This window comes from Hyphomonas sp. (assembly GCF_036964145.1).
GTDB lineage: Bacteria > Pseudomonadota > Alphaproteobacteria > Caulobacterales > Hyphomonadaceae > Hyphomonas.
The window spans coordinates 20,551-46,462 of sequence record NZ_JBALUC010000003.1; the positions used below are offsets into that span (position 1 = coordinate 20,551).

23 protein-coding genes and 1 pseudogene are annotated in these 25,912 nt (G+C 59.0%); 9 read left to right on the top strand and 15 right to left on the bottom strand.

Annotation, left to right across the window (positions count from 1 at the left end; genetic code table 11):
- Positions 1 to 10: 10 nt before the first annotated feature.
- Positions 11 to 1,369 (top strand): ATP-dependent nuclease, encoded by a 1,359-nt coding sequence (locus tag V7660_RS09815; protein ID WP_335603311.1) that lies wholly within the window; start codon positions 11 to 13, stop codon positions 1,367 to 1,369.
- 22 nt (positions 1,370 to 1,391) lie between these two features.
- Here V7660_RS09815 and V7660_RS09820 read toward each other — a convergent pair whose 3' ends face one another.
- The 10 genes from V7660_RS09820 to V7660_RS09865 form a co-directional block, all read right to left on the bottom strand.
- Positions 1,392 to 4,907 carry an AAA family ATPase gene (locus V7660_RS09820; RefSeq protein WP_335602899.1) on the bottom strand — a complete coding sequence of 1,172 codons (3,516 nt, stop codon included), beginning with the start codon at positions 4,905 to 4,907 and terminating at the stop codon, positions 1,392 to 1,394.
- Positions 4,908 to 4,910: 3 nt separating this feature from the next.
- Positions 4,911 to 6,146: a metallophosphoesterase family protein gene (locus tag V7660_RS09825; protein WP_335602900.1), complete on the bottom strand. Its 1,236-nt coding sequence runs from the start codon at positions 6,144 to 6,146 to the stop codon at positions 4,911 to 4,913.
- 171 nt (positions 6,147 to 6,317) lie between these two features.
- The gene (locus V7660_RS09830) at positions 6,318 to 6,953 is read right to left on the bottom strand and encodes a DUF6338 family protein (protein ID WP_335602901.1); all 636 of its coding nucleotides are present in this window, start codon (positions 6,951 to 6,953) and stop codon (positions 6,318 to 6,320) included.
- 190 nt (positions 6,954 to 7,143) lie between these two features.
- On the bottom strand, positions 7,144 to 9,081 hold the full coding sequence (locus tag V7660_RS09835; protein ID WP_335602902.1) for a DUF3363 domain-containing protein: 1,938 nt from the start codon (positions 9,079 to 9,081) through the stop codon (positions 7,144 to 7,146).
- Positions 9,078 to 9,806, bottom strand: coding sequence for a S26 family signal peptidase (locus V7660_RS17265; RefSeq protein WP_442910041.1), 729 nt, complete (start codon positions 9,804 to 9,806; stop codon positions 9,078 to 9,080). The genes V7660_RS09835 and V7660_RS17265 overlap by 4 nt, the downstream gene beginning before the upstream one ends.
- Positions 9,763 to 10,017: a helix-turn-helix transcriptional regulator gene (locus V7660_RS09845; RefSeq protein WP_013301514.1), complete on the bottom strand. Its 255-nt coding sequence runs from the start codon at positions 10,015 to 10,017 to the stop codon at positions 9,763 to 9,765. Before V7660_RS09845 ends, V7660_RS17265 begins: the two co-directional genes overlap by 44 nt.
- A 240-nt stretch (positions 10,018 to 10,257) precedes the next feature.
- Complete coding sequence (locus V7660_RS09850) at positions 10,258 to 10,581, bottom strand: DUF736 domain-containing protein (protein WP_013301513.1); 324 nt, start codon at positions 10,579 to 10,581, stop codon at positions 10,258 to 10,260.
- 458 nt (positions 10,582 to 11,039) lie between these two features.
- On the bottom strand, positions 11,040 to 13,061 hold the full coding sequence (locus V7660_RS09855) for a ParB/RepB/Spo0J family partition protein (protein ID WP_084391398.1): 2,022 nt from the start codon (positions 13,059 to 13,061) through the stop codon (positions 11,040 to 11,042).
- Entirely contained in the window at positions 13,058 to 13,531 is a 474-nt protein-coding gene (locus V7660_RS09860; protein WP_084391399.1) for a hypothetical protein, read from the bottom strand. The genes V7660_RS09855 and V7660_RS09860 overlap by 4 nt, the downstream gene beginning before the upstream one ends.
- A 5-nt stretch (positions 13,532 to 13,536) precedes the next feature.
- Complete coding sequence (locus V7660_RS09865; RefSeq protein WP_084391400.1) at positions 13,537 to 14,100, bottom strand: antirestriction protein ArdA; 564 nt, start codon at positions 14,098 to 14,100, stop codon at positions 13,537 to 13,539.
- 287 nt (positions 14,101 to 14,387) lie between these two features.
- On the opposite strand from V7660_RS09865, the gene V7660_RS09870 reads away from it, so the two are divergent.
- A complete protein-coding gene (locus V7660_RS09870) occupies positions 14,388 to 14,819 on the top strand; it encodes a GNAT family acetyltransferase (RefSeq protein WP_084391416.1) in 432 nt (143 codons plus the stop codon).
- Between the two features lie 241 nt (positions 14,820 to 15,060).
- Here the strand turns inward: V7660_RS09870 and V7660_RS09875 are convergent, their stop codons facing one another.
- The 4 genes from V7660_RS09875 to V7660_RS09890 all read right to left on the bottom strand — a co-directional run bounded on the left by V7660_RS09875 (position 15,061) and on the right by V7660_RS09890 (position 18,013).
- The gene (locus V7660_RS09875; protein WP_084391401.1) at positions 15,061 to 15,885 is read right to left on the bottom strand and encodes a DNA -binding domain-containing protein; all 825 of its coding nucleotides are present in this window, start codon (positions 15,883 to 15,885) and stop codon (positions 15,061 to 15,063) included.
- Between the two features lie 52 nt (positions 15,886 to 15,937).
- Positions 15,938 to 16,765 (bottom strand): DNA -binding domain-containing protein, encoded by an 828-nt coding sequence (locus tag V7660_RS09880; RefSeq protein WP_084399035.1) that lies wholly within the window; start codon positions 16,763 to 16,765, stop codon positions 15,938 to 15,940.
- Positions 16,766 to 16,950: 185 nt separating this feature from the next.
- Entirely contained in the window at positions 16,951 to 17,550 is a 600-nt protein-coding gene (locus V7660_RS09885) for a cation transporter (RefSeq protein ID WP_013301506.1), read from the bottom strand.
- Between the two features lies 1 nt (position 17,551).
- Positions 17,552 to 18,013: a hypothetical protein gene (locus tag V7660_RS09890; RefSeq protein WP_119405132.1), complete on the bottom strand. Its 462-nt coding sequence runs from the start codon at positions 18,011 to 18,013 to the stop codon at positions 17,552 to 17,554.
- An 81-nt stretch (positions 18,014 to 18,094) separates the two neighbouring features.
- Here V7660_RS09890 and V7660_RS09895 point away from each other — a divergent pair, with 81 nt between their 5' ends.
- The 7 genes and pseudogenes from V7660_RS09895 to V7660_RS17275 form a co-directional block, all read left to right on the top strand.
- Complete coding sequence (locus V7660_RS09895) at positions 18,095 to 18,559, top strand: MerR family transcriptional regulator (protein ID WP_119405131.1); 465 nt, start codon at positions 18,095 to 18,097, stop codon at positions 18,557 to 18,559.
- Between the two features lie 124 nt (positions 18,560 to 18,683).
- A complete protein-coding gene (locus V7660_RS17270; protein WP_034813617.1) occupies positions 18,684 to 18,992 on the top strand; it encodes a DUF2946 family protein in 309 nt (102 codons plus the stop codon).
- A 73-nt stretch (positions 18,993 to 19,065) separates the two neighbouring features.
- Positions 19,066 to 20,361, top strand: a complete 1,296-nt coding sequence (locus V7660_RS09900; protein WP_034798621.1) for a TolC family protein — start codon at positions 19,066 to 19,068, stop codon at positions 20,359 to 20,361.
- Complete coding sequence (locus V7660_RS09905) at positions 20,358 to 21,605, top strand: efflux RND transporter periplasmic adaptor subunit (RefSeq protein WP_084399038.1); 1,248 nt, start codon at positions 20,358 to 20,360, stop codon at positions 21,603 to 21,605. The genes V7660_RS09900 and V7660_RS09905 overlap by 4 nt, the downstream gene beginning before the upstream one ends.
- Positions 21,606 to 21,617: 12 nt before the next feature.
- Entirely contained in the window at positions 21,618 to 24,731 is a 3,114-nt protein-coding gene (locus V7660_RS09910) for an efflux RND transporter permease subunit (RefSeq protein WP_119405127.1), read from the top strand.
- On the top strand, positions 24,715 to 24,963 hold the full coding sequence (locus V7660_RS09915) for a hypothetical protein (RefSeq protein WP_034813609.1): 249 nt from the start codon (positions 24,715 to 24,717) through the stop codon (positions 24,961 to 24,963). The genes V7660_RS09910 and V7660_RS09915 overlap by 17 nt, the downstream gene beginning before the upstream one ends.
- 72 nt (positions 24,964 to 25,035) lie before the next feature.
- Positions 25,036 to 25,442 (top strand): annotated as a pseudogene (locus V7660_RS17275) (cation transporter); the annotation flags it as partial.
- 9 nt (positions 25,443 to 25,451) lie between these two features.
- On the opposite strand, the gene V7660_RS09925 reads toward V7660_RS17275, so the two are convergent.
- The gene (locus V7660_RS09925; RefSeq protein WP_034798637.1) at positions 25,452 to 25,868 is read right to left on the bottom strand and encodes a MerR family transcriptional regulator; all 417 of its coding nucleotides are present in this window, start codon (positions 25,866 to 25,868) and stop codon (positions 25,452 to 25,454) included.
- Between the last annotated feature and the right edge of the window lie 44 nt (positions 25,869 to 25,912).

Sequence of the window (25,912 nt, forward strand, 5' to 3'; positions counted from 1 at the left end):
CTGCGAAGAACTGGAGAGCGAATCGCAATTCTACGGATTTTCGAAAGGCGCTAATCTTCTGGAGAAACACATTCAATGGGTCTACGTGCCCGCCGTGAAGGACGCGGCGACCGAGGAATTGGAGAGCAAGAATACCGCCTTCTCCAAGCTGCTTGATCGAGCGGTTCGGTCCAAAGTCGAATTCGGCGATCAGATTGAGGATTTACGAAATTCGACTTTGGCCCAGTACCAAAAACTGATCGAAGCGGAGAATGGCGCTCTGAGCGAGCTGTCCTCGTCCCTGCAAGAACGCCTGCAAGACTGGGGCAATCCGCGCGCCACGGTCTCAATCGCCTGGTATCAGGATCCTGCAAAGTTCAAAATCGAAGAGCCGGCCGCGCGCCTGAAAACGGGCGAGCAAGGCTTCGAAGGCAGCTTGGCGCGCATCGGTCATGGCCTGCAGCGCTCTTATCTTATCAGCCTCTTGCAGGAGCTGGCGACGCTCGGAGACAAGAACATTTCAACGCTCGTCCTGGGGATTGAAGAGCCTGAACTTTATCAGCATCCGCCTCAGGCGAAACACCTCGCCCATGTCCTACAGCAGCTCTCGGATGGCAACGCACAGGTCTTGGCGGCGACGCATAGCCCATACTTCGTCTCTGGTCGTGGTTTCGAAAACGTCCGGGCGATCCGACGAAACGCGGCTGACCAAGCCTACAGCTGCGCCGCCGTCTACCAGCAACTGGCGGATCGCGAAGCGGAGATAGTAGGAAAGGCCCCGCAGCCTCCCAAGGGTCTGCGGGCGCGTCTCGACACAACGTTACAACCAGCGCTGAGTGAGATGCTTTTCACAGACAAGCTTGTCCTCGTTGAAGGCATCGAAGATCAGGTCGTCCTCACAGCGTGGATTTATGCAACCGGGCTCGAAAAGGAGTTTCGCCGACGCGGCGTTTCGATCGTGCCGGTCAATGGGAAGTCGGACCTACTGCGGTGCTGCCTGTTAGCAGAGGCAATGGAAATCCCTACTTTCCTGATATTCGATGGGGACAGCAACTGCAAGGAAGGCGCTCGCGAAGACCATAAGGCCTTAAACAACGCCCTGTTCAAATGGGCGGGCGAAGACGGACTATCTGATTTCCCGGATACTGATTTTGTTGGGTCGAAAATGGCCGTTTGGCACAACGATATCCAGGGATCGATTTTCTCCGACGTTGCTGATGGGGAATTGGAGTCTGCAAAGACAGAGGCGCGCGCACTCTGCGGCGGTGTCGCCAAGCTGAACAAGAACACGCTGTTCCTGTACGAGCTCATGTGCGTCGCGGCAGACCGAGGCTGGACACTCGGCAAGCTGGACGCAGTCACGTCGAGACTATGCGACGACTCCTGGTAAGGCCGCGATAGAGTGCTGGGCGTTACTCGGCCGCCAACGCTTCACCGGTGGCCTTCGAGTTCAATCTGTGGATCTTGCAGCGATCAGACGCGACAGTGCGGGCCATATCGACCAGATGCTCATGATGCGTGAGGTATATGACCTGACCGGACTCCGCCATGCTGGACAAGAGCGTCAGCGTTTCCTTCGCACGGTGATTATCGAACGCTTCGAGGATGTCGTCTGCAATGAACGGCAGCGGCGTCTGAGACTTCGCATATTCGGCGTGGCCAGCGATTCGAAGGGCCAGGTACAGCTGCGCCCGCGTGCCCGTGGATAGCTTGTCTGCTGAAAGCGTTGTCTTGTCATCGCGTTCAGCGACCAGTGTCTCCCGGTCGTCCGCGGTCACTGTGACCAGTCTCGGATACCGCCCACGGGTTATCTTTGAAAACGCCTCACTGGCGGCCTTCAACATGGCGCCCCTGTGCTGATCCCTGAAAAGCCGAACCGCTTCGTCCACGATCAAAGCGCCTGCTTTCAAGCTGATATAGTGACGCGCGCCTTGTTCGATCTCAGCAAGAAGCGTCGCCCTGTCCTGCTGAAGTCGCGCAGCCGACTCATTATCGTTGACACCGTCCTGCGCCCGCTCGGCGGCTTTCCACTCCGAATAAAGCTCCCGCACGCGGGTCTCTTCAATCTCAATTTGTGTCTGATCGCCTCTTAGCTCCGCTTCTGCCGTGGCCAGCGCGTCCATCGAGTCCAGCAGCGGCGCTAGCATCTGCGACCATTCGGTTTCGGAATCGGTGGCGAGGAGATTGGACAATCGCCGGCGGCGCTCGCCAATCTCGTCAGCAAGCGTTCTCGCTGCGGTCGCCGAATTAAGTGTCTCGATACAGTGCGGGATGTCTGCCGCTTTCGACCGCTCGCAAAGCGCAACTGCCTCTTTGTCAAGCGCGGCGAGTTTGCGAACCGTCTCCTCCAATTCTTCCTTGTTCTCATCGACCTGCTTGGAAAGCTTCAGCCTCTGTGCAGTCCTTACGTCCAGGGCTTTTGCTTCAGATTTCAGTGTATCGAGCAAATCAAACGCAGGCGCGTTCCTATCTCCAATCCCGGTATCTGAGGAAAGCTGGACGAGGGCGTCCGCGAAATTTGTTTTACTCGTTTCCATCAGCGCAACACGGCGCGCTAATTTATTTCTTTCATCCAGAATGGTGGAAAGACTGGCGAGATCGTCCAGCCTCGCCTTGATCGCGGCCGGAAGACCTTGCGCAAACGAGAATGCGTTGAGTGTGCGGTCCCACTCCTTTTCCCATTCATCAGAAGATGTCTTTGCCTTTTCAACCGTTTCGGCGCGTCGAACTTGCTGTTTCGCCAATGTGTCATGTTCGGCCTTCGCAATCCTGTACGCTTCGGCGCTCTTGCGCAGATTATCCAGTGTTCTAAGGGCTGCAGCCAGAACCGTTTCGTCGGCGCCTGAATGCTCCACACCAACGGAGTTCAGTTCTTTTCTGAGTGCGGAAGCGGCGGTCTTGAAGCGTTTTTGCTTTTTCTCGAACGCGGCGCAACGGTCCTGATAAGTCGTCAATGCCTGTTGTGCGTCTTCCCACGCTGCGCGCCACGCCATAAAAGCCGAGGCGCTGATCGACTCTGGCAGACCCGTAGTTTCGGCGAGTCGCGCAAGCTCGTCGTCCAAGGCCGTCAGTTGATCAGTCACTTCTTCAATCGCTTTATCGACGGCCTCGCGTTCAGCGATCGCGCCCTTTTGCTTGAGCCGGCGTTCTTTGATTTGTCCGATCTGCGAAGCGTGCGCCATGCGCTTTGCTACGGCGACATCGTTTTTGCCCATGGCGGCTTCAAAAGCGATCGCGCTGACTTGAATCTCATTGACGACACCCTGCTCAATGGCGCGGCGATGATCGGACCAAAGACCGTCCCGCACCTTCAACAGCTTGGCAGCCGCATCGTCTGAAACGATTTCCGGATCGGTCTCTATTTCATCAAGTTGCGCAGTGTCGCTTTCGATACTCCGGTTGAGATTGCGGCGCTCAGACTCAAATCGTTCAAGATCAGCCGTCAGTTTATCATGCCGGCCTTGGACATCATCGAGATCGGAAGCGGACGGAGGCGTCAGTCCGTCTAAGTCTTCAGGCGTACCGCTCCAGGGCGCCAGACCCACCAGCGCGCGATCGAGATTTCTCTTAGAGGCCTCAATGTCTGTTTCCAATTCCTCAAGTCTGGCTGCGTCGAGGTCGGACCGATAAGAAGTGATCGCGTCATCCAAAGAGGCGGTATCCACGGGTTCGGTCAGCGCAGAGAGTTCATCGTTGGCAACGGTGAGATCAGATGCCGCCTTCTCATGCTCGGCGAGGGCCCGTTCATGCTCTTCAGAGAGTTTTTCACCCCTCTCAGCAAGCGCCCTGATGTTGGCGGCGTCGGCTTTCGAAACGACCAGTGCTTCGGGCTTCGCATCTTTTTGCTCACCAAGCCGTGTAAGATAGCCGGCGACGTCCCGATCAAGCGATTTCAAGTCATCACGCCGGCTCGGCAAATCGAGCGCCGCTGCGCGAGCGCGTGTCTCAAGATCGTCGGCGATCAAAGCTTCAAGCCCGCTTGTCAGTTTCTCCTGATGAGGCGGCGGCTTCAAATCATCAAGCTCATCCTTTGAACGTTTTAGGCGCGCCTCCAGTGACTCTTTGGCATCGGTCAACGCCTTCAGCTCGGCTTCTAACTGGCGTGCGCGCTCAAGCGCTGCATCATCGGCTGGCGGAAGAGGACCCAACGCCTCCAAGCGGTCTTTACGCTCCTGAAGATCGCGCCATGGTTCAATCGCTTGTAGAACCGCATTGTCTCTCTCATATGCAGCGCGGCGTTGTTTTTGTTCGTCGGCGGCCGCTTCGTAGGCGCTTTTCGCTTCTCCGACGTTCTGCTTCATGCGCCGATATTCCGGCGCATGGACGTCGAGGGTTTTCAGTTCCCCATCAATGTCCTTGAGCCGCTTCAGCGATTGGGCCAGCTCAGTAGACGTCGCTCTCGGCTTGAAGAACCCTTTTGCCTGCTCGCGGGCGCGCTCCAATGTCGAAGTGACGGAGGAAAGTCCCGAGGCGCCTGCGAACAGCAGAGCCCCAAGATCGCCTTTCGCCTGCAGAATATCCGCCCCGCCGTTCAAGAGGGACTGCAAGTCGAGCGAGAACAGGTTGATGAAGTCCGTCTCGACGAGGCCCAGCATCTCCCGCTTTAGACTATCTTCTGACAAAACGGCGCTTTCGGGCGAGCGTAGCGAGTCTCTGTTCGCCTTGACCCGAACGGCTGAAAGCGGACCGGCGCTCGTGTCGAGCTCGGCTCCAATTTGAAGCGCTTTGTAGTCATGGATAAAGTCGTACTCTGTGCGGGCGGGAATGCCGTATAGAAAACTTGTGATGGCGTCGCGAAGAGTAGACTTCCCGGCTTCATTGTCGCCATAGACGATGTGAAAATCAGGCGCGTCACTGACGCCGCCGAAGTCGATCGACTCGTTTGTAAAGCAGCCAAACCGCGTCAGATGGAGAGCCCTAAAGCGCATGTCTCAGCTTTCTCCCTCTATTTGCGCCAGCAGATCTGAAACACCCTCTTCGGAAAGGTTTTGGATCAGACCGTCATTTTCTGCAGGATCGAACCGCGCGCGAAGTTCGCCTGGCAGTTTCTGAATCAATTGCTGTACATCGTCTCCAATCCGCAACGCGATCTGAGCGAGGTCGATTTGACCGCCTCGAACAATGGCTGAGAGTTCAGAAACCCGGTTGTCCTTCACCACTTGCGAAACGGCGGAGTCAAAAACGACCTGTTCTAAATGAACGCGCCCGACCCGAGACGCGGCGGACCGTAGCTCTTCTTCCAGCCTTTCACGGTCGTGACGCATTTTGCGCGCGAACTCTCCGGCCCCGATACAGGTCAACCGCACAATGACGTCTTGGTCGGCAATCGGACCGTCGCGCAATGAGTTGAAGGCGTCCTTTGTAAGCCCAATAAGCTCCGGCCAATCTCCAATTTGAGACACATCAAGCGACTGCCGCTCGAAACGAACAGGCGCGACGTATTTTTCTTCGACTGTACAGTCTCCGGTTTCCGTAATCGTCGTCAGGCTTATCGATTTTACGCCGTCCTCGTTCATGTGCCTGCCTTGAGGAATACCGGGCATAACGATGGTGCAGTCGTCATGCGTGGTCACGCTGCGCTTGTGGATGTGACCAAGCGCCCAGTAAGCATACCCGTGGGCCGCGAGATCCGTGGTGGAGCACGGCGCATACACGTCATGGTTCGGCGATCCATCCAGGCTGGTGTGCATCGCCCCGATATCAATGACGCCGGGTGTCCCCGGCTGATACCGGGAAAGCAGCGAATTCGGCGCGTGCGGCTCCTCAAAGCTCACGCCGTGAACCGCGACCGCGCCGTCTTTCAGAGCGACCGGCTCATCTGTTTTCTTGAAAACATGCACGCCCTCTGGGAGGGTCAATTCGCGTGTGATGATGGATTCCGCGTCGTGATTGCCCCGAATTATAAACGCAGGAATTCCGGCCTCCGTGAGCCGGCGCATTTCCTCACCGAAGTAGCGCGCCGTCTTCATGCTTCGCAGTGAGCCGTCATACAGATCTCCCGCGACGATAAATGCATCGACCTGCTCGGTAAGGCACAAGTCGACGACCCGGCGGAAAGCTGTCCGAGTCGCCACGCCAACCATCTCCGCCAGGTCGGGGTCGCGCAGAGCCAACGACTTCAGAGGCGAGTCGAGATGAACGTCAGCTGTGTGTACGAAGCGAAACATCTAGTCTGGTCCAGAATCGAAAGCCAATGGTCTTATTTTTTGCTGCCAGATGACTGACTGCCTCCGCCACCTCCTGATGGCGGCTTGGTTTCATTGGTGGTCTGACCTGGGCCTTGATAGCCGCCATTGACCTTATGGGGTTGTGGCGGCGGTGCTGTGTAACCCTTCTTTTCAAGGTGTGGTGCCGGACGTGGTTTCTTCGTCATTGCTTTCTCCTGCATTGAAAAACTCGATGGTCTTAATGTCCTTTCCGCAGAGCAAGATGGCGCGTTTTGGTTCAAACCGCTCCCACGGGCCTTGTTCCTTTGCGTCCCATACCTCTGGGATGTACAAGTCGCGTTCCCCGCTTGTCGAAGACGCAAAAGCGGCCGGAGACCATGGCCCTGCAAAGCGGTCCCCATTCTCCAGAGTCGCTATAATAAACACTCCGCTACGTTGCAGGGGAAACGCCCAGTCCCAGGCAGTCGGAATATGATGAATCGGCGGCAATTTCAGCAAACGCGAAATTCTGTCCAGCCACCGTCTCGACCGACACACCGCCAGGATGACGCCTAGGATAGCTGGTAGTACAGCGTATTCAGAAACCTGCGCCCAAAGAACAGGCACGCTTAGGACCTCGCCCGCGTGGCGAACAATTGGGGCGATGGCTGCGAAGTATGCAGTAGAGGCGACGGCGTAGCTAAAGAGCCTTTGCTGCAGACTGTCTCTTGGCCCGACTTTGTGAGCCTCCTGAACCATAAGGATAATGAAGCCCGGTGCAAGCAGAGCGAGCATATCCTTGAAGGCGTTCACGTCTGAGAAATTCAATGCACCTCCTTTACAGAAGACTCAAGGCGGGTGCTGGGCAAATCGCCCGCTTATACTCACGGCGCATAGTGCGAGCTTAAATTCAAGCGCCTAGCGCTGCAAACGCCTATGGAGTTTATCAATTTAGGGTCGTTAGCTTTATACCAAGAGGGAGAGTCTTCACTCAAGTCTAGGTTTTCTTTTTGCGCCATCATGATTCACGTATCCTAGACCTGCCTAAGGACCATTGAATTGAAGCACGCGAACGGTTGAGCTCGACCCATCTGCCGACCCAATTCAATTTCTGGCCGGATGCCGGAACAAGCACAAAGCCGTCTTTTCCTTCAATCACAGCAAATCGGCCTTGAGCCAGATCGACATGCCGCGAATAAGTCCCTGAAAATTGATCCCAGTTGTCCGGATACGCAAAGGGTAGCTCAACGCGGGCGCGTTCTGCTATCGCCGCTTTTGTAAGTTCGTGTCTCCTGAGACGCTCTGCGTCTTCCCGTGTCAGCTGTCCGTTATAATCAAGTGAGTATCCATTGCTCCGCAACCAATCCTTTCGAATACTGAGCGACGTTCGAAGTTCGTCCGCGAATGGACCTGCTGCGCCTTCCAACACCTCGGTATCCATCCGATCCAGCCACGTCTCTGCATGTCGTTCAACAAGCGCTTCAATCGGCAACCAGGACGGAACATCGACAGCTAGACCTTGCTTTCTCGCATCGGCCTGCAACGCACGCTCTTCGAAGTTTCTCGGGACGGTCCAGCTTTCATCCGCATTCCGTTCGACAACACCGAGCCTTCTCAACGCCTCCAACCGCCGCTTGTGAGCGAGCCGGAACGCTGACGAACTTGATGGATCGGTAGCTGCGTGCAGCTCCTCCGAGTACGCGCAGCCGTTTCGCTCAGCGATCGCCGCAATCGTCCTGTCCGCAGGCTTCGGCTCAATTGCTTTCCGCCCCACCGAAACAATCCCGCCCGGCTTCGGCAACTGAACCGCTTCCTGTTCGGTCATCTCGACTGACCAGACCCGACCATCGAGGCCTTCGATCAGTGCCGTCGTACCATTCCGTAGTTCATCACCCGGTAGAGTAGCGGCAAGCCGTCCGAGGATTTCGCCAGCGGTATCCAGATCACGGGGCAGGGCATGCAGACGCGCCGTATCGATCTTCCGGCCCTGAATGTTGGAAAGTGACCGAATGATGTCCCCACGCCTGCCAAGAGCCCGAAGCGTCTCCTGCCAACCTTCCTGCATCGCCCAGTGACCGTCCTCCTGCCGTGCCGCAAGTTCGAGTGTCCGAAGAAACCGAAGACGGCGATTAACGACCGCGCCATCGAACCTCGACAATCCGCCAAGTTCACTCTGCGGCGCGTAACGTCCATCACTCAACGAACGCGCAATGTCATGATCGATCGCCGTGAGCGCCTCACGTTCGGCTTCGTTCGACCTCGCAGCTGCCATTTCCCGCAGCCGCCGCTGTCCTAGCTCGAGCGTCACCAGCTCCTGCGCCCGCGCCCGAAATCCCTGCGTGATGTACTTGCGATCAATCAGCAGCTCTCCACCCCGCGCATTGCCGCCGCGGATCACGATATGAACGTGCGGCTGGCCCGTGTCGTGATGATTGGCGGCCACCCAATCGAGCCGGCGGCCGAGATCCTTCTCGACCTGGCTCATGAACTCCCGCGTGAACTGCGTCAGATCCTTCATCTGCTCGGCATCTTCCGGAGAGACGATCAGCCTGAACTGCCGCTTGTCCTCGTCGGCCCGATCATTGAACGCCATTACATCGGCTTCATCGACACTCCGGTCATAGAGTTTTCCACGTTCTCCCTCGCGCCCGGCACCTTTGCGGCGGATGTAGGCGACATGCTTTGCAAAACTCGCCGCGCCCGTTGGACCCGCCCGCGCAATATGGACCTTGACGACAACGCGCCGGGCCCGCTGGTTGGACCAGTGCCGGGCAAGGGCGGCCTGTACTTTTCCACGCCCAGCATGACGCACAGCGCCAGGCGGCAGAGAACTGCGGCCGCGCGTCGAGAGCCGCCCTTTCGCGACGACGCGTTTCAGCCGCTTCAGCTGGGTCTTTGCCTTACCCTTCGACCTGATCTTCCCAAGGCGGGGAACGAAGTCGAAATCGTCGCTCACGGCTCCAAGCGTGCAGCGGATTGCAAATCCGTGCACCCGGCTTCCGGCGCCGGGTCACATGAAAAAGGATGTGCAGACAATGGGTTATGTGTCGCTGGGTGACACTCCCTTAATCTTGCCCTCCGGGACACAGAAGCCATTCCCGTCCCGCTATCTATCGCTTTGACGGTCGCCTGATCCTCAGCCGACCGGTTGCCATAAGTCCATATGGACCTGGCGACGCCAATGATGCGCGCGCCGTCCTGAACGCCGAAGTATCGTCCATCGACTGACAGGGGATGAGAGTTGAGCAGGAAAACGTCGCCGGCTTTGAGGGTCTGACAGCCCTGCCAGACGGGAAGGGCGCTGCCGGACTCGGTTACTTTGAGCGCATCAACAGATGTGATCCCGTTGATGGAGACCTGCGTATCGCATCTGCAAATCTCGTCACCGGATCGGCCCGCAACATGCTTCAACAAGGGCCAGTCGGAGCCAACAATTCCCTCATCGTTCAGCCAATGTCGAACCTCATCCGAGGGCGCAAACGCTACCAGATCGCCTGTCGAAATTCGCGCCGACCGGTCAACAAAGTAAAGGCCCTTGGGCATGCTTTCCGTCCGGTTCCAGATGAAGTCGGACCGGTTGATAATGCTGGCGGAGACCATGAGGCCTAGCCCGCATCCCATGCCTAACAACGCGATTCTACGACTCATCGCGAAGGCCTGTCCCCATGAACCTACGTCCATTGGTGTAAGCGATGATGTCCTTGCCGCGATACCAGACCTTGGCGCCGATCTTGTGATAAACCGGGCCTGTTCCCAGCGAACGCATATTGACCAGGGTCTTCGGTTTGAGGCCGAGATGGTCAGCGGTTTCATCCGTGTTCATCCATTCGGTCGGGGTTGGGAGGTTTGATTTGGGTCGAAGCTCCTCTCCACTTCTATTTGTCTCTGTCATAGCGTTGCTTCTCCTTTCCTCTACGCAACTCGAAGCCCTGACAGACTGCCAACTCATCCTCAGATTAAGAGTGTCTAACTTGCACCACACGCTCGCGACACCCTTGAATCCCCAAAGAACCCTCACGTTAGAATGCAGCGCTGATAGGCGTATCAGCACCTTCGTTGCAGACCCTTTCGGCATGAAAGAAGACCGCTCCGGAGGTGTCTCCGGAGCGGCTTGGCAAGGCTGTGATCTACCCTAGTCGCGCGCGTTCCAGAGAATGACGTGCCGGCCTTTCTTGCCCTTGACCGGGGCGAGGTTTGCGAAAATCCGGCGCGGTCCGATCTGCGGGTCTGCCAGCGTCAGCGAGACATAGTCGCGTCCCGATGCCTTCGACTTGCGCATCCAGCCGCCGCCGATTTCGGTCGAGGTTTCACCGGCATAGATGCGGTAGTCCGGATGTCCTTCTTCGGTCTTTTCTGCATTCTTCTCGATGCGGATTGCGGCAGAGAGGTTCATCATTGCGAGGGTGCCTTCAAAGCCGGACTTGGTCTCGCTGACATATCCGAGTGCGTTTGCCATAGGGGTCTCCTTTTCTTTCCTTGGCGTGTCTCCCGGGGACCCCTTGTCCCCGTCGACGCCGGACCGCCCGGACGGGGGCTGAGCGGCTAGAACCCGATAGGGGCGAAGCGCATGCGGAGCACCGCCTGGGGCGATGAAATTTGCTGCGCGAGGAGCCGCAAAGCGGCGGGGAAATTTCTTCGCCGCAGGCGGTTTCATGGCCGCTCAGTCCGCGTCCAGGTCTTCAAGGCAAAGACGGAAACAAGGGGTCAGTGACACGCTTTTCGGGAAGAAATCAGACCCCTCATCACACGCGTCTCGATTGTCCATCGAGACCTCAAGACGCGCGATTTTTTTTGAAGGCATTTTCATGGGTCGCCCAGGTATCGGAGCCACAATCCCCAGCCTCAGAAAGCGGAAAGCCGCCCGGTGACAGGCACCGGGCGGCTCCTCAAGCTGGCTGAACAGGAGACGATTATTCAGGCAGCGTCCTGATGCTCAGGCGTCTCATCGGACGCGTTTTCCGCCCCCGCTTCGAACAGGCTCGCAATCCGTGTCCACGCATCGGCGGGCGGTGATCCGGCCCCGTCGACAAGGCGGGTCGGTGGCACCTGCATCCAGCCCGGTCGCCAGTCAGGATTGGCCTCGCAACCCTCCCCGCTGATCCGGTTCGCAAGCTCCTGTTTCTGCGCCTTGCCCGTCTCGGCGCGGCACGATTCCGCGAGCGACAGGGTCGCAATATCTCCGATCATCGCATTGATGGCGCGCTTGTCCTTCGTGAGATCGAAGAACACATCGTCGGGCTTCCACGCCGCCGAAAGGTCGGTGCCGCAGACATGCAGGACGGCTTCGACAATGCCATTCCCGGCCTCGAGCGCCCGGGCCATGACACTTGCCAGAACCGTCAGGACTTCTTCATCCGACATGGCGAGCAGCGCAGTGAAAAGCTCGCACACGCGGTAGTCGTCGCCGTTCCGGCGAAGGGCCGGATTGACGTTCAGCGCCTTGAACAGGGCGTCAGTCTGAACCTTCTTTTCGGCGAGTGCAGCCACAGATGCCGAGCCTTCGACGCTCGCTTGCGTCTCATCTTTCCGGACGCGAAGCTCGTGAGGACGCACGTCCCAGAGCGCGCTCCCCGCCATCGCATGCGCGACCATCAAGCGGAGAGCAATCGCGGGTGATGTGGCCAAACTCGCCTGAGCAGCAGCGTGGCGATGAAGCAGGATGTATTCCGCAAGCGGGCCGGACATTTCTGGCCGAACGGCTGCCGGAACGGCGTCGCTGTCACCTTTCGAACCCTGTTGCCGCTTACGGGCCTCGGCGGAGGTCAGCTGTCCCTCGTGGAGCTGGACCGTCCCGTCATGGCGGATTTCGATGAAGACCTTCCCGCCATCTTCCTTGGCGCACTGGACATATTCCCAGCGGTGGAAATACGCCCCGCGCTCAAGGCAGATGACATCGCTCCAGCCGTCTTCCTTGTAGGCCTCGACCCGCTCGGCAATCGTGGCGGATTGTGCCTGCCAGAACTGATCCGCATCCGCAAAGACGCCATGCTCGCCAAAGAGGTCGGCAGTGACCTGTCCTTCATAGGCATCAAGATCGAACAAGGCCTTGTCGGTGGTGATCGTGGTCCCGCCCGTTATCCATGCCTTGCACGACCGGCCCATCGGGGCGCGTTCGGTTTCGCTCTCGAAGAGGCGAAGCCATTCGGCCTGCTGGTCGGGCGTGGCGAGCGTCAGCGCGCGGATCGTTTCACGGTCCAGCTCGTCCTCGGCGTAGAGCTTGCGGATCGGCTCGGCGAGCGAAGCAAGCGCGAGCACACGCCGCACCATAAGCTCGGTCACGCCGAAGAAGGCGGCGATATCCTCCACTGCCTTGCCTTCCTCATGCAGCCGTTTGAACGCTTCATATTGCTCCATTTCTGTCGCTGGCAGGCGTCCGACATTCTCGATGACGGAGGCGGCAATCGCGGACGCCGCATCCTTCTCGGTCATGATCGCGCAGGGGACCAGCGGCGTCTCGCCTGTCTCCTTGGCGATTTCTTTCAACGCGAAGAAGCGGCGGCGTCCGGCGATGACGCCATAATACTTGCCCTCGCGGCGGACCAGCAAAGTCTGCCGCAAACCGCTCTCGCGGATTGATGGCAGGATGTCGGACACGTCCGGTTTCTTTCGTCCATGACGCATATTGAGTTTTGAAATCCGAAGCTCGTCGAGCGGGATGTGTCTAAGGTCGGGCTGTGCCATGGGGGTCTCCTTTTCTGGCGGGTGAAGCGAGAGACCCAGCGCCCATGCAGGGCCTCTCCAGTTGATCTTGGTGAAGGGAAAGCCCTCGCTGTCGCGGCAGGCTTCTGGGTCGGTCTCGCCCCAGTCATAGTCGCGGATCGTGATCAGGGGCGCGCGGCCCTCGACCCAGATTTCGGCGACCTGGGCCTCGGCAATGACGAGCGTCATGCGCGGCCTTGGGCCAAGCAATTCAGTGACGGTGCGGGCAACGCTCATGTCGAAGCCCAGCCCGTCACGGTCGCAGCAAGCCGGGCCGCAGCGGCGCGGCCTGCGTCCAGCGCCTCGGATAACAGCTCGTTCGCAACAGTGGTGAGGTAGCAATTGTCCGTGCCGGGATAATTACACTCGACGCCCCAGAGGCTGGCGGCGTGGTGATCCAGTTCGATTCCGTCGCGCTCGACCGAAAGCACGATCCCGCAATAGAACCACTCGCCCTTGCGCCATGCTTCCATCACGGCTTCGGCCTTGGCCTGCGCCTCGGCGAAGCGCTGGCGGAATCCGTTTCCCGGCCCAATAAAACCGGGCGCGTCCTTGTAGAGCGAGGGCCAGAATCCGTCCTGCCGCTGGTCCGGCGCGTCGGGGCAATCGTCGGCAACAATCCGGGCCGTGACCGTGAAGCCCTCGGCTTCGCAGCTGATCGTATCGCCTTCGCAGGCGTAGGTGTTGAAGTGCTGGGTGAAGGTCATGGCGTTCAACGCGTCCAGAAAACGTGAACGTCTTCGAACCCTGTCTCGAACACCATGATGTCGCCATTCAGCTCCATGTCGCGGGCGAGCGCTGACCAGTCGATATAGTATTCGAGGGCTGCGGGGATTTCCGTCCCGGTGTCGCGGTGGAGTTCTTCGGCGAAGTCTGCCCGGCTCGAAAAGCAGCCTGCGTAATCGTCGAAAGCCGCCACGGCCTGCTCAAGGTCGTCGCCAAAATGGCGATGGACCAGCGCGCCGAGCCTGCCATGTTCGGCAATAAAATCGGCCAGATTACAGACTGTCCCGAAGCTCGCATATTCGGAAAGCTGCGCGCCTTCGAAGCCTTCATAGTCATGGATCGCCCACTCTTCGGCGTCCGGCAGCGGCGACGTCACCAACATGGCGCGAACCTCGGCCATCACCTCATCAGGTGTCGTCGCGTCGATCCAGCGCCCGTGCAGGCAGCCATTATTGTAGGCGGCAAGGCAGGCCACATAGATACGGGGCCGGTCTGGAGATGTGGGTGCAGCGTCTGCCGCAAGGGGGGCTGAAGGTTGCGGTGTGGTCATGGCGTCAGTCTCGTCTCCCCGCCCAAATGTCCCTCCCGCATCAGGCGGGGGTGGGCGGCGAGAAGGCCGGCAGGCCGGACCCATTAGCCGGTTGCGCAAGGCGGAAAGGTAGGACGCTGAGACCACTTCCAGACGCCTTCATCCCCGTCGCCTTGCGCAAGCGGCGGGTCCGGGCAGACCGGTCGTCCGCCCACCTTCGTCTGATTGGGGGACTGTCCTGGACGCCGGGCGGACGGTTGCAGGCCGCGGGACGCGCCAACCGAGCCGAATCCCGCAAGACAGACTATATGAGCCTACACATCCGCACCTATCGCGAGCAGGACCGCGACGCTGTGATTGCGCTATGGGAACGCTGCGCCCTGACGCGGCCGTGGAACGATCCGTCGGCCGATATCGATCTGTGTGTGCGTAGCCGCGAAGCGACGCTGATGGTGGGTTACAGGGAGGATGATCTGATCGCGTCAGTTATGGTCGGGCATGACGGGCACCGGGGATGGATCTACTATCTCGCCGTCGAACCGGAGCGACAGGGTCATGGTCATGGCCGCGAAATGATGGCCGAAGCCGAGCTGTGGCTCGCAAGCCGGAATGTCGGAAAAGTCCAGTTGATGGTCCGCATCGGCAATGCCGATGCCGAAGCCTTCTACGGGGCGCTCGGTTATGAAGCCCAGGATGTGACCGTATTCGGGAAATGGCTGAACGACCCGAACGCCCCCTGAGCCAGCGGCCTCATAATGCTCATGCAGGCCGACCAGCCTCCGACCCCTCTGCTTGTCAGTGGGAAGCGCAGGCTGGCGCGATCACCGGCGAGACACCCGCATGCCGCTGGGCTGCCCGGAAGGGCAGACCAGAGGTCCGGAGACGAGCCGGGCCGCTGGCGGCGTGCCGCCCGCGAAACAGCCCCCTCGCGTCAGCGAGGGGTGATCGCCGGATCAAGGTCTGATGCCAAATTGGATCTGCTCAGGTCTGTGCAGTCAGGAGGTCCCTGTATCCGCCATCCCGGAGTTCACGTCCTCGCACGAGGGCGCGGCGCATTTCGTCTTTCATGGCCCGGCTGGGGCTCTGCCAGGCTTCGGTGGCGCGATCCTCGCCATAGATGATGGCAGCGGTTTCAAAATAAGTTAGACCGGTCTCATGCGCATCGAGCGCAATGAGCGCATTGCGAAACGCAAGCGATGAGCGTGTCCAGGTGTCGTTGAAACTCGGATCGTCCTTGCCAAGAATACGCTGAGCCTTGCCGATGACTTTAAGTGTTTCGTCCATGCTCGACACATTATCGATGATCAGTTTCATGCGGACGGGTTCGACGCTGAGTAGTGACAGACCAGAACAAGCGACTTGGATGCTGTGGCCGTGCCCACGGATCATCAGGTATTCCCGGCCGACGCGATCTGTGAGGTGGGTGACTTCACACACATTGATCGTCTGATCGAAAATATCGTCGCGCTCGCTCGGATGACGCGGTACGACCTGCATGGTCAGGGCGCGAGCATAGAGGGCAGGGATCCAGAAGACGTCGGCCTCGTAGCCATTCGCGTCTATGTCGGGAAAAAAAACCAAGCCGAATTTCTCAGCGTCGATCTGGTCGCATAGCGGCCGGAGCAGCCGGATGCCGTGACAGGCTGGCTTTTCAGATATCTGTGAGTCGCCAGCCCGCAGGGCGGCTTGCCTGAATTCGCTATTTCGCCGAAGAAATTCCCAAGCCCAGCGACTTCTGGAGAGTCGGCAAGTATAGGCGTAGTCATCCAGATCAATACGGACCGAGGGTGTGTCGGCGGGACTCATCAGGTGCCTCCTTCACAAGCGGGTGCTGCAAAAGAGGTGCCAAAATTCTACTTCAGGCTAAAAGAAGCGCGTTTTCGACGGGTCCGAGAAGCGTTGCATAACCGCCGTCCCGCAGGTCACGGCCGCGGGCAAGGGCACGTCTCATCTCGTCTTTCATCGCTCGGCTTGGGCTGTGCCAAGCTTCGCGGGCCCGTTCTTCGCCATATATAAACCGCGCCGTCTCAAAATATGAGAGTTGGGCATCATGACAATCGAGTGCGACCAGTGCATTGCGAAGGGCCAAGGAATGGCGAGTCCATTCCGGGATATCCGCCTCTGCTTGCGGGTCATAGACACGCTGGGCGCGCTGGAGCGTTTTCAGCTTGGCCTGGAATTCGTCGAGACTGTCGATGATGAAGCTAAGCTTGACAGGTTCGCGGGCGAGAAGTGACATGCCCGTGCAGAACACCTGAATGACGCAGCCATTTCCCTTGAGAAGAAATTGTTCGCGGCCGGCGAGGTCGGTGAAGTGCGTTATCCTGCAGATGCCAACAGTGCGATCATAGAATTCACAGGATTCATTAGGACCACTCGGAGAAACTTGCATGTGAACCCGCCTCGGATAGAGACCTCCCGACCAGAACGCGTCGGCTTCAAGGCCGCTATCCTCTGGATCCGGGAAGAAGGCGAGCCCCCATCGCTCAGCAAGCGCCTGAGGGGCTCTAGGGCGCACGAGGGTGATCTGATGGCAGGCGGGAGCGAAACTAAGCTCACTCGCGGAAGGAAGCGACGAGTCCTCAAGAAACCGGCGGTTTCGGCGCAGGAACTCCCAGGCCCATCTGCTGTCTGACAACAACCATGTGTAGTCATAAGCACTTATATGATCTGCCAGCCGGGACATTTGTCCTCGTTTCCCAAGAGAGATTCAACTCAACAGGGAAAGCAAATTCAATGCCGGAATAGAAAGTTGATCGAGTAAATATTTGTTACGGTAACGCTTGGGAACCCATCATGCGAGGCCCAGTGACGCTGCGCGCGCACCATTTTGAGAATTTTACGCACTTGTTTCATTCCGGGTTTGGGGCATCATCCTGACTGATGCTTATCAGCATGCGCATCGCGCAGAATATCGATTCCACCATATACCGCAATCGCCGCGACTCCCAATCCGACAAGCAGATCTGGCCAGTTGGACCCAGTCCACAGTACGATTACGCCCGCGAGAATGATCCCCCCATTCGAGATGAAGTCATTGAAACTAAATGTTGTAGCGGCTCGCAGGTTTACATCCTTCTTTTCTATTTTTTTCAAAAGCCAGAGACAGATCAGATTTACAACACCTGCAATCGCGGCCATTGCCAGCATGATGAGACCGAGGGGTTCAGATCCTTCAAAGTATCGACGGATTGCGTCGCCGGCGACGCCGACGGCAAATACAAGAAGCATTCCACCTGACAGTCGAGCGGCGTTGCGTTTCCAGATCTGCGAACGTGTAAGTGCAAGCAGGCTCAAGCCATACACAATCGCGTCCGAGGAATTATCCAGCCCGTTCGCCAGGAGGGCATTGGAGTCGCCGAACCAGCCTGTGACAAAAAAGCCAATGGCTATGAGTATGTTTAGCCATAGTACGATTTGAAGAGTTCGGCGCTCGTCTGACGTCTCGATTTTCAAGTCTTCGCTACCCATCCTATGATTTTACCATGCGTTGTCGGTGAGGGGAGATGCACCGTAAGAATTTTATCGAAGCGTCTCCGTTAGAAAGCTTTGTATTGCGAGCGTATTGAGGATAGCTGGAGTAGCGGTAGGGCCCTGTGGTGGCAAGTGTGCCCTTGGCTCCTGGTGTCTCGTCGAAACCGAACCGGAAATCTGCGCGCCAAACCACCATATTCGCGATGATGAGAGGGGCAAACCCGAGGCCGAATATCGCCCAGCAGGGTACGGGAGCGGTTGCCCTACCTGAAGCCCCAATCGACAGCGCCGCTCCGAAATTCGTGATCGTACCCTTCCAGATGATTGGTGCCACGAAACGCGAATAACGCTGCGGGAGCCAAATTCTCTGCGCGGGGAAGGCTGCAGACCAAATAGGAATCACAGCAACTGCGCCACCTGTGGCAATGCCGAGTATCTGGATTGTCGTATCACCACTCATGTTGCCTCCTGCGCTTGTGTTTTCAGCCGTCAGGGTTATTTCCTGCAGTCTACAGTAACTAGAGGGGCAAGGGGCGCTATCATGGCCTTGATGACGATCGGAAAACTGTCAGGGGCGACGGCCGTAAAAGTCACGACAATCCGCTATTATGAATCCATTGGCCTGCTCGACGAGCCGCAACGCAGCGCAAGCGGACAGCGGTTGTACGCAGGGGCCTCTGTAGAGCGTCTCCGTTTTATACGTCATGCAAGGGATCTGGGGTTTCCCGTCTCAGCGGTAAGGGAACTGATTTCGCTGCAGGTAGAGCCAGGCAGGGAGTGCGTCCTGGTTGACCAGATTGCACGTCGCCAGCTTGACGAGGTTCGCCGCAGGCTGACCCAATTGGAGGCGCTCGAGGCCGAGCTCAAGCGCATGATCCGCGCCTGCGAAGGCGGCAAGATCGGGACCTGCTCTGTACTCGCTGCCCTTGGCCAGCACGAGAATTGCTTGCACGAACAGCATGATGGCGCCGAGGTGCTTGCAGGGCTTCCGTCAAAAGGCGCTTGACCCTCCAGTGACTGGAGGTGCTAAAAAGAGAGTGAGCCTGTTTACCCGATCATAAAAGAAAGTAGCTAGCCCAGCAATCATGTTTCCGTTCCAAGTCATAACGTGTTTACGAAGGTTGCTCGTCATGGTGATGGCGATAGCTTTTGTTATTGCGCCGATGACGGCTGCGGCGGATATCATGCATCCGGGCGATCAGGCCGCAGAGGAATGTTCTACGAGTGAGCTGGCCCAAGATGCCCCTGATAAGGAGCCATCGCATGAAGGTCATGACCATACCGCGCATCAGTGCGGAAGCTGTCATTTCCATCTGATAGGCGGCGGCGATCTAAGCGGCGCTCCGAAGTCTGTCGTGCAGACAAAACATTTGTTGCCTGGCGGTTCTTTTCTCGAGAACCTCCGCCCAGACGGTCTTTACCGTCCTCCTCGCGCCTAGACCAACGACACAGGAATATTTTGCGTGGCTACGGCCTCGCTGTCGTTGAATCTGGACGAGGAAACCAGCAAAAATGAAAATTCTTATATGCAGCGCGATCACCGCGCTCGCCCTGCCGGTCATGGCCGGTACGGCCTATGCGCAAGGGTGTAGTTCTGTCTATGTCGGCGCGACTGACTATGATCAATCCCGACCACTGACGCTCGACGCGGCTATTGCTCGCGCCGCCAATGCTTCGCCTGAAGTTCTGACGGCGGCTCTCGAGGCGAAAGCTTCATCGGCCGACGCCGATCAGGCGAGCCGTTGGCTTAATCCATCTCTGTCTGTCGAAACCGAGAACTTTGCCGGCAGCGGATCGCTTGAAGGCTTCAATGCCTACGAGACGACCCTGGTAGTGGCGCAGACCTTACAGCTTGGCGATAAACGAAGACTTTCCGAGCGGGCCGCCAGAGCTGAAGCCGCATTGGCGAGTGCCGAATGTTCTGTACGAAGCCTGGAAGCTCAGAAACTCGCAGGGGAACTCTATCTGGAACTTCGTGCCGCTTACGACATGGCCGAGGTCGCTCAGGCCTCAGCCGATCTCGCATCCGAGTTCTCTGGCGTCGTCCAGCGTCGCGTGGACGCTGGAGCGTCGGCTCCGCCTGAGTTGCTGCGCGCGCGGGCTGAAGCAGCAGCGCTTCAGGCGGTTGCGGATGGTGCGCGGGGCCAGGTCGAAGCCAAAGGGCTAGCGCTTGCGTCCGTTTGGGGTAGTCCAGAGATCGACTTTGTCTTGTCTGGCACTGCGGAAATCGTAACAGATCCGGCGGGTGGGTCGGCTCAACCAGATTCTGGCGTTCATCCGTCACTTGCGGCGGCTAAGGCCGGAGCGACGGCTCGTAGCGCGGCGACGGACCGGGCCCGCGCCGGCGCATGGCCTGATATAACCGTATCGGCTGGTGTCCGAAGATTTGAGGACACGGGCGATAGCGCGTTTCTGGCGGGTGTCAGTGTTCCTTTGCCGGTCTTTGACCGCAATCAGGACGCAACGCGGGCGGCGGGATTACGTACCCAGAGTGCCGAGCTATCAGCACAGACTGTTGAGGCAAGGTTGCGGGCCGAGCAAGCGAGCCTCGCCGCGCAGGTGCGGGCTGCGAAGTCTCGCTTGCAGCGTCTCGAGGGCGAAGCGCTGCCGCTCGCAGAAGAAGCCTATACAGCTGCGGCAGAGGGCTACCGGGTTGGCAAGTTCGACCTGACCGCCACGCTCGACGCGCGGCGCAGTCTGATTGAAACCCGCGCCGCCGTAATCGATGCCCGGCTGGCGCTCCAGACATACACGCTGCGGTTGCGTGCGCTGATTGGCGCCGCGCCGTTCGAAGGAGAGATCCAATGAAACTGAATTTATTCTATGCGGCGCTGCTTTCGCCAGCGCTTTTGTATCTTAGTGCTTGCGGCAATGACGCCTCCGATTCGTCTGGTGCAAACCGGACGCCCCCACAAGCCGAAGATGGCCATGACGACCACGAAGACGGTAGTGATGAGGAGCATGAAAGCCATGATGATGCCGATGGCGGCGATCATGTCGAGCTGACCGCCGAAGAGGCGGAAGCTGCCGGTATCCGGACCGGGCGAGCCCAGACCGGAGCGGTTTCGGGCCAGCTGGAACTGCCGGCCGAGATCCGTTTCGATGCGGACCGTGTCGCAAGGGTCTCGCCACAGGTCGAGGGCACCGTTGCCCAACTTTATGCAGGCGAAGGCGATATCGTGAAAGCCGGCGCCACGCTTGCCCGGCTGACCAGTCGTGAACTCGCCGGCCTAAAGGCCGATTATCTGAATGCCCTGAGCGCCGAGCGCCTCGCGCAAGCCGAGCTTGAGCGTGAGGAAAACCTCTGGGAGCAGAAAATCACCGCCGAGGCCGATCTGCAGTCGGCGCGTGCGGCATTCGCCGCAGCCAATGCCGGCCGGGAAGCTGCTGAAAACAGGCTTCATGCGATCGGCATTGGTCATGGCACACTGGACAAGCTTAATGAGGCTGCGGACGGGTCGCTTGCACAAGCCTATGTGACGGCTCCCCTTGCCGGAGAGGTGATTCAGCGGAGCGTTTCTCTTGGAGAAACCGTATCGGCTGGCGGCGCGCCCATCTTTGTCATCATCGATGATAGCGTCGTCTGGGCCGACATCGCCGTCTACAAGGAAGATCTCGGCAAGGTCAGCGAAGGCCAGACCGTGACCTTCCAGCAGGAAGATGGCCGCGTCCTGGCCGAAGGGACAATTTCAAATGTCCTGCCTGTCATCAATGAGGCATCCCGCACCGCGACCGCGCGGGTCATTGTCGACAATGCCGAACACAGGCTGAAGCCCGGTCAGTTCGTAACGGCGCGGATCGACACGGGAGAGGGGCGCCCCGTCGTGCGCGTTCCCTCCGATGCGATTGTCAGTGTTGAAGACAGGATGTCGGTCTTCGTCCCGACGGATGACGGGTTCGAACCGCGCGAGGTCCGGACAGGAGAGAGTGCAGGCAGCTATACCGAGATCATTTCCGGGCTCGAGGCCGACGAAGCATTCGTTGCCGAGGGCGCCTTCACCCTGAAAGCGCAGCTTGAAAAAGACGCTTTCGGCGACGGCCACGCACACTAGGAGACCCGCAAAATGATCAATTTGATGCACCGCCTTGCGGGTGGCCGGCTGCTTGCCGCCATTGCCGCACTCGCCCTGTCGATCGGGGGGCTGTTTGCCTTTCGCAGCCTGCCTGTCGACGCTTTTCCCGATCCCTCACCTTCTCTGGTCCAAGTCTTCACCGAAACTGAAGGCCTGTCGCCCGAAGAGGTCGAACGCTATGTCACCTATCCGATCGAGACGGCCATGTCCGGCCTCCCCAAGGTCGACGAGATCCGCTCGACATCCAATTTTGGCCTGTCTGTCATCAATATCTATTTCGAGGACGGCACGGACGTCTATTTTGCCCGCCAGGTCGTCGGTGAGCGCCTCGGCGAGGCCGCCGACGCCATTCCCGACGGTTTCGGCACACCCAAGATGGGGCCGATTTCGACCGGCCTTGGTATCATCATGTACTATCGGCTCGTCGATGAGACCGGCGAGCGGTCGCTGGTTGAGCTGCGCGAGATTGCCGACTGGATGATCAAGTATCCGCTCCAGTCGGTTGAAGGGGTGACGGAGGTTCTGTCACTAGGGGGTTTCGAGAAGCAGTACCAGGTCCGCCTCGATCCCGATCAGCTGACATCCTATGACCTCAGCGTCGGCGAGGTGATTGCCGCCCTGGAGAGCGCCAATCGGACGGCCGGCGCGCAATTCATCGAAATTGGCGCCGAACAGTACACGGTGCGCGGGGTCGGGCTCGCTCGATCTCTCGATGATCTGCGTGAAACGCCGGTCAAGACCGTGGATGGACGAACCGTCCGCGTCAACGACCTCGGTGAAGTCGCCATCGGCGGCGGCGTCCGGCAGGGGCTCGCAACTGCCAATGGCGAAGGGGAGACCGTCGCCGGTCTCGTCCTGAAACTTTATGGCACAAACACGTCTGAGGTGATCGAGAACGCGCAAGCGCGCTTCGACGAGATCAACCAGTCGCTTCCGGATGGCGTCAAAGCCGTTCCGTATTATGATCAGGGCACGCTGGTGAAAAAGGCGGCTGCGACCGTGACGACCGCGCTCTGGCAGGGCGCGCTCCTGGTCGCCGTCATCGTCTTCCTGTTCCTCGGCGGCTGGCGTCCAAGCCTCGTGGTTGTCATGGCCATACCCTTCTCGGTCGGCTTTGCCTTCATCGCGATGAAATTCCTCGGCATCGGGGCCAATCTGATGACGCTGGGCGGGGTGGCGATCGCCATCGGGATGATGGTCGACGGCGCCATCGTCATCGCCGAGAACGTGGATCGCGGCTTGCGCGAACGACGCGAGGGTGAAGATAGCCGCACGACGGTCGCGCGAGCGAGCGCCGAAGTGATCGCGCCGCTGATTGCTGCCGTCCTCGTGGTGATCATTGTCTTCCTGCCGCTCTTTTCGCTACAGGGCACTGAAGGCAAGACGTTTCGGCCGCTCGCCGCTTCTGCCGCGCTCGCCATGACAGGGTCGCTGATCTATGCCGCGCTCATCGCTCCGGCGATGGCGCTCGGCCTCATGCGTCCGCCCAAGAGCAATAGCCAGGAGAGCGACAGCCGGCTTGTTTCGCTGATCAAGCCGCTTGCGGCCTTCTTCGTCCGGCGACGTCTCGCGGCGGTCGGGCTAGCAGGCGTCCTGCTTCTGGTTGGGGGCCTCTCAGCGACACGCCTTGGCTCGGAGTTCACGCCTGCGCTGGAGGAAGGCGATGTCCTGTTGCGTGTGACGATGGCGCCGTCCATCTCGCTAACCGAAGCAAAGGAAACGTCGACCCGCATCGAGACAAGACTGCTTGAAGCCTTCCCCGAGATCAGTTCCATTGTCAGCCGGATCGGCCGTGGGGAAGTCGGCGCGCATGCCGACCCGGTGAACAGTATCGAGGCCTTCGTGGCGCTCAAACCCCGAAGCGAATGGCGCAATGGCATCAGCCCGGATGAACTCCGGGCGTCGATCTCCGAGAATCTCGGCGGCTTTCCAGGCGTCAGGGTTAATGTCGGCCAGCCAATCGCCATGTCGGTTGATGAGCTCCTGACCGGCACAAAGGCGCAGCTGGCGGTCAAGATCTTCGGTCCGGATACGGAGGTCCTGCTCGAAGGCTCGCAGGACTTGCAGTCCATTCTTCAGGAAATTCCTGGGGCGACCGACGTCCAGGCCGATCAGATCACCGGCGCGCCGCAGCTTGTGGTCTCGCTCAACCGTCCTGCGCTCGGCCGGTATGGACTGAGCGTGGAGGAGGCGCTCGATGCCTTGCGTTCCGGCGTCGGCGGGGCAGAGGCTGGTGCCGTTTTTGAGGGAGTGCGCCAGTTTCCCGTCATCGTGCGCTATGCCGAAGAGGACCGCAACACGCCCGCGGCCATCGGACGGATTATTCTGGAATCGTCCAGCGGCGCACGGGTTCCACTCGAAAGCGTGGCAAACATCAGGGAGATTGTCGGTCCACGTCAGATCACGCGCGAGAATGGTGAGCGATTCATCACCGTTCAGCTCAATGTGAGAGGACGCGATATTGGCAGCTATGTCGCTGATGCGCAGCAATCGGTCGCCAGCCAGCTCGACCTGCCGGCTGGTTATCGCGTCGAATGGGGCGGACAGTTCGAACTCCAGCAGGAAGCGAATGCGCGGTTCGCGGTCGTGATCCCGATCACGCTCGGTATCGTATTCCTGATCCTGCTATTGACGTTCGGGCGCATGAAATCGGCCATCCTGATCCTGCTCAACATTCCGCTGGCGCTGACCGGCGGGGCGATGGCGCTCTGGATTGCAGGCCTGCCGATCTCGGTGCCTGCGACGGTCGGCTTTATTGCCCTGTTCGGTATCGCGCTCGGCAATGGCATGGTGCTGGTCAGTTTCATGGATGATTTTGCCAGGGAGGGCCGTGGTCGCGATGAACTTGCCGTCGAGGCGGCAGGCTTGCGGGCACGTCCTGTGCTGATGACCGCCCTTACGACGGCGCTCGGCCTTGCGCCGCTGCTCTTCGCAAGTGGTGTCGGTGCTGAAGTGCAGCGGCCACTGGCCACGGTGGTCATGGGCGGGCTGGTCTCCTCGACCGTGCTAACTTTGCTGGTGCTACCCGCCCTTCACCGCTGGTTCGCACCAAAGCCCGACGCGCACCATTCCTTGTTGGAGGCCGAGCATGTTCATCCATCGTGAACTTCGCTTCGCGGTCATGTCCGTTTCTCTCGCAGCCCTGGCCGGCTGCGAGAGTCTCGACAACGTGATGGGGGCCCTTTCAAGTGAGCAGGCGGCCAAGGTGCAGGAGGAATGCGGCCTGATACCACCAAAGAGCCGCGTAAAAAACGCGGTACACGCGCGGCGACGCGCGTATCTCGAGTGCAAGCGCAAGGTGCTGGAAGAGGAGGCCGATCCTGAGCCACGCACATGATCATGACGATCTTGATCCCGCGAGCGATGATCGTCGGGTCTCCATTGCCATCTGGTCAATAAGACTGTCATACGGATCACTGATCCGCCCGCCGTTGGTGGCTGGACGATCGTTATTCTTGGCGGTGTTGCGCTGGTCATTGCAGAGCTTACAGCCCTCCTGATCTATTCGGTGCAGAATGGGAGCGTGAATATCCGGGCGCTCCTCCTTCACAATCTGTCCGACGCACTCGCATCTGTAGCCGTGGTTGCGGGCGACGCGCTCATCCTCATCTATGACTGAATACTGTTCGATCCGTTCGTGACGATCGGTATCGCGGTAACATTCTCTGCCTGTCGTTCCGCGAAATCGGCGGGCCGATCCACATGTTGTGGCTAGGCAGTCCGCCGGACATTGACATCGGTACCGTCATTGAGGCGATGCGGAGCGGTGATGGTGTCGTGGATGTCCATCATTTGCATCTCCGGCAGATGCAGGAGCCCCTTTTGTCAGCTATCTTCGAACAGTTTGTCGGTGAGTGCGCAATCGGGTGTTTCAGCGCCGGTGCAACCAGCCATGATCTCGCCGAGCCGTCGATCCATCTGCTTCAGATCGGCGATGCGTTTACGGATATCGCCCCGATGTGCTTCTGCCAGCGCCCTGACCTCCGCGCAGCTCGGCCTGCCATCATTGATGCCAAGTAGCGAGCGTACATCTTCCACGGAGAAGCCGAGGCTGCGGGCTCGCAATATGAAACGCAGTCGTACCTGATCTTCATTCGAATACAGCCGGTGGCCACTTGCCGTGCGGGCTGGTTCGGGCAGCAATTCGATCTTTTCATAATAGCGGATCGTTTCAAGATTGCAGCCGAGCCGCCCGGCCAGTTCAGCCCGTTTGAGTGCTGCTCGCGGCGATGTGATGGCCATGATGAAATACCCACTTGTGTCTGTACCAACTACAGAGCGTAACG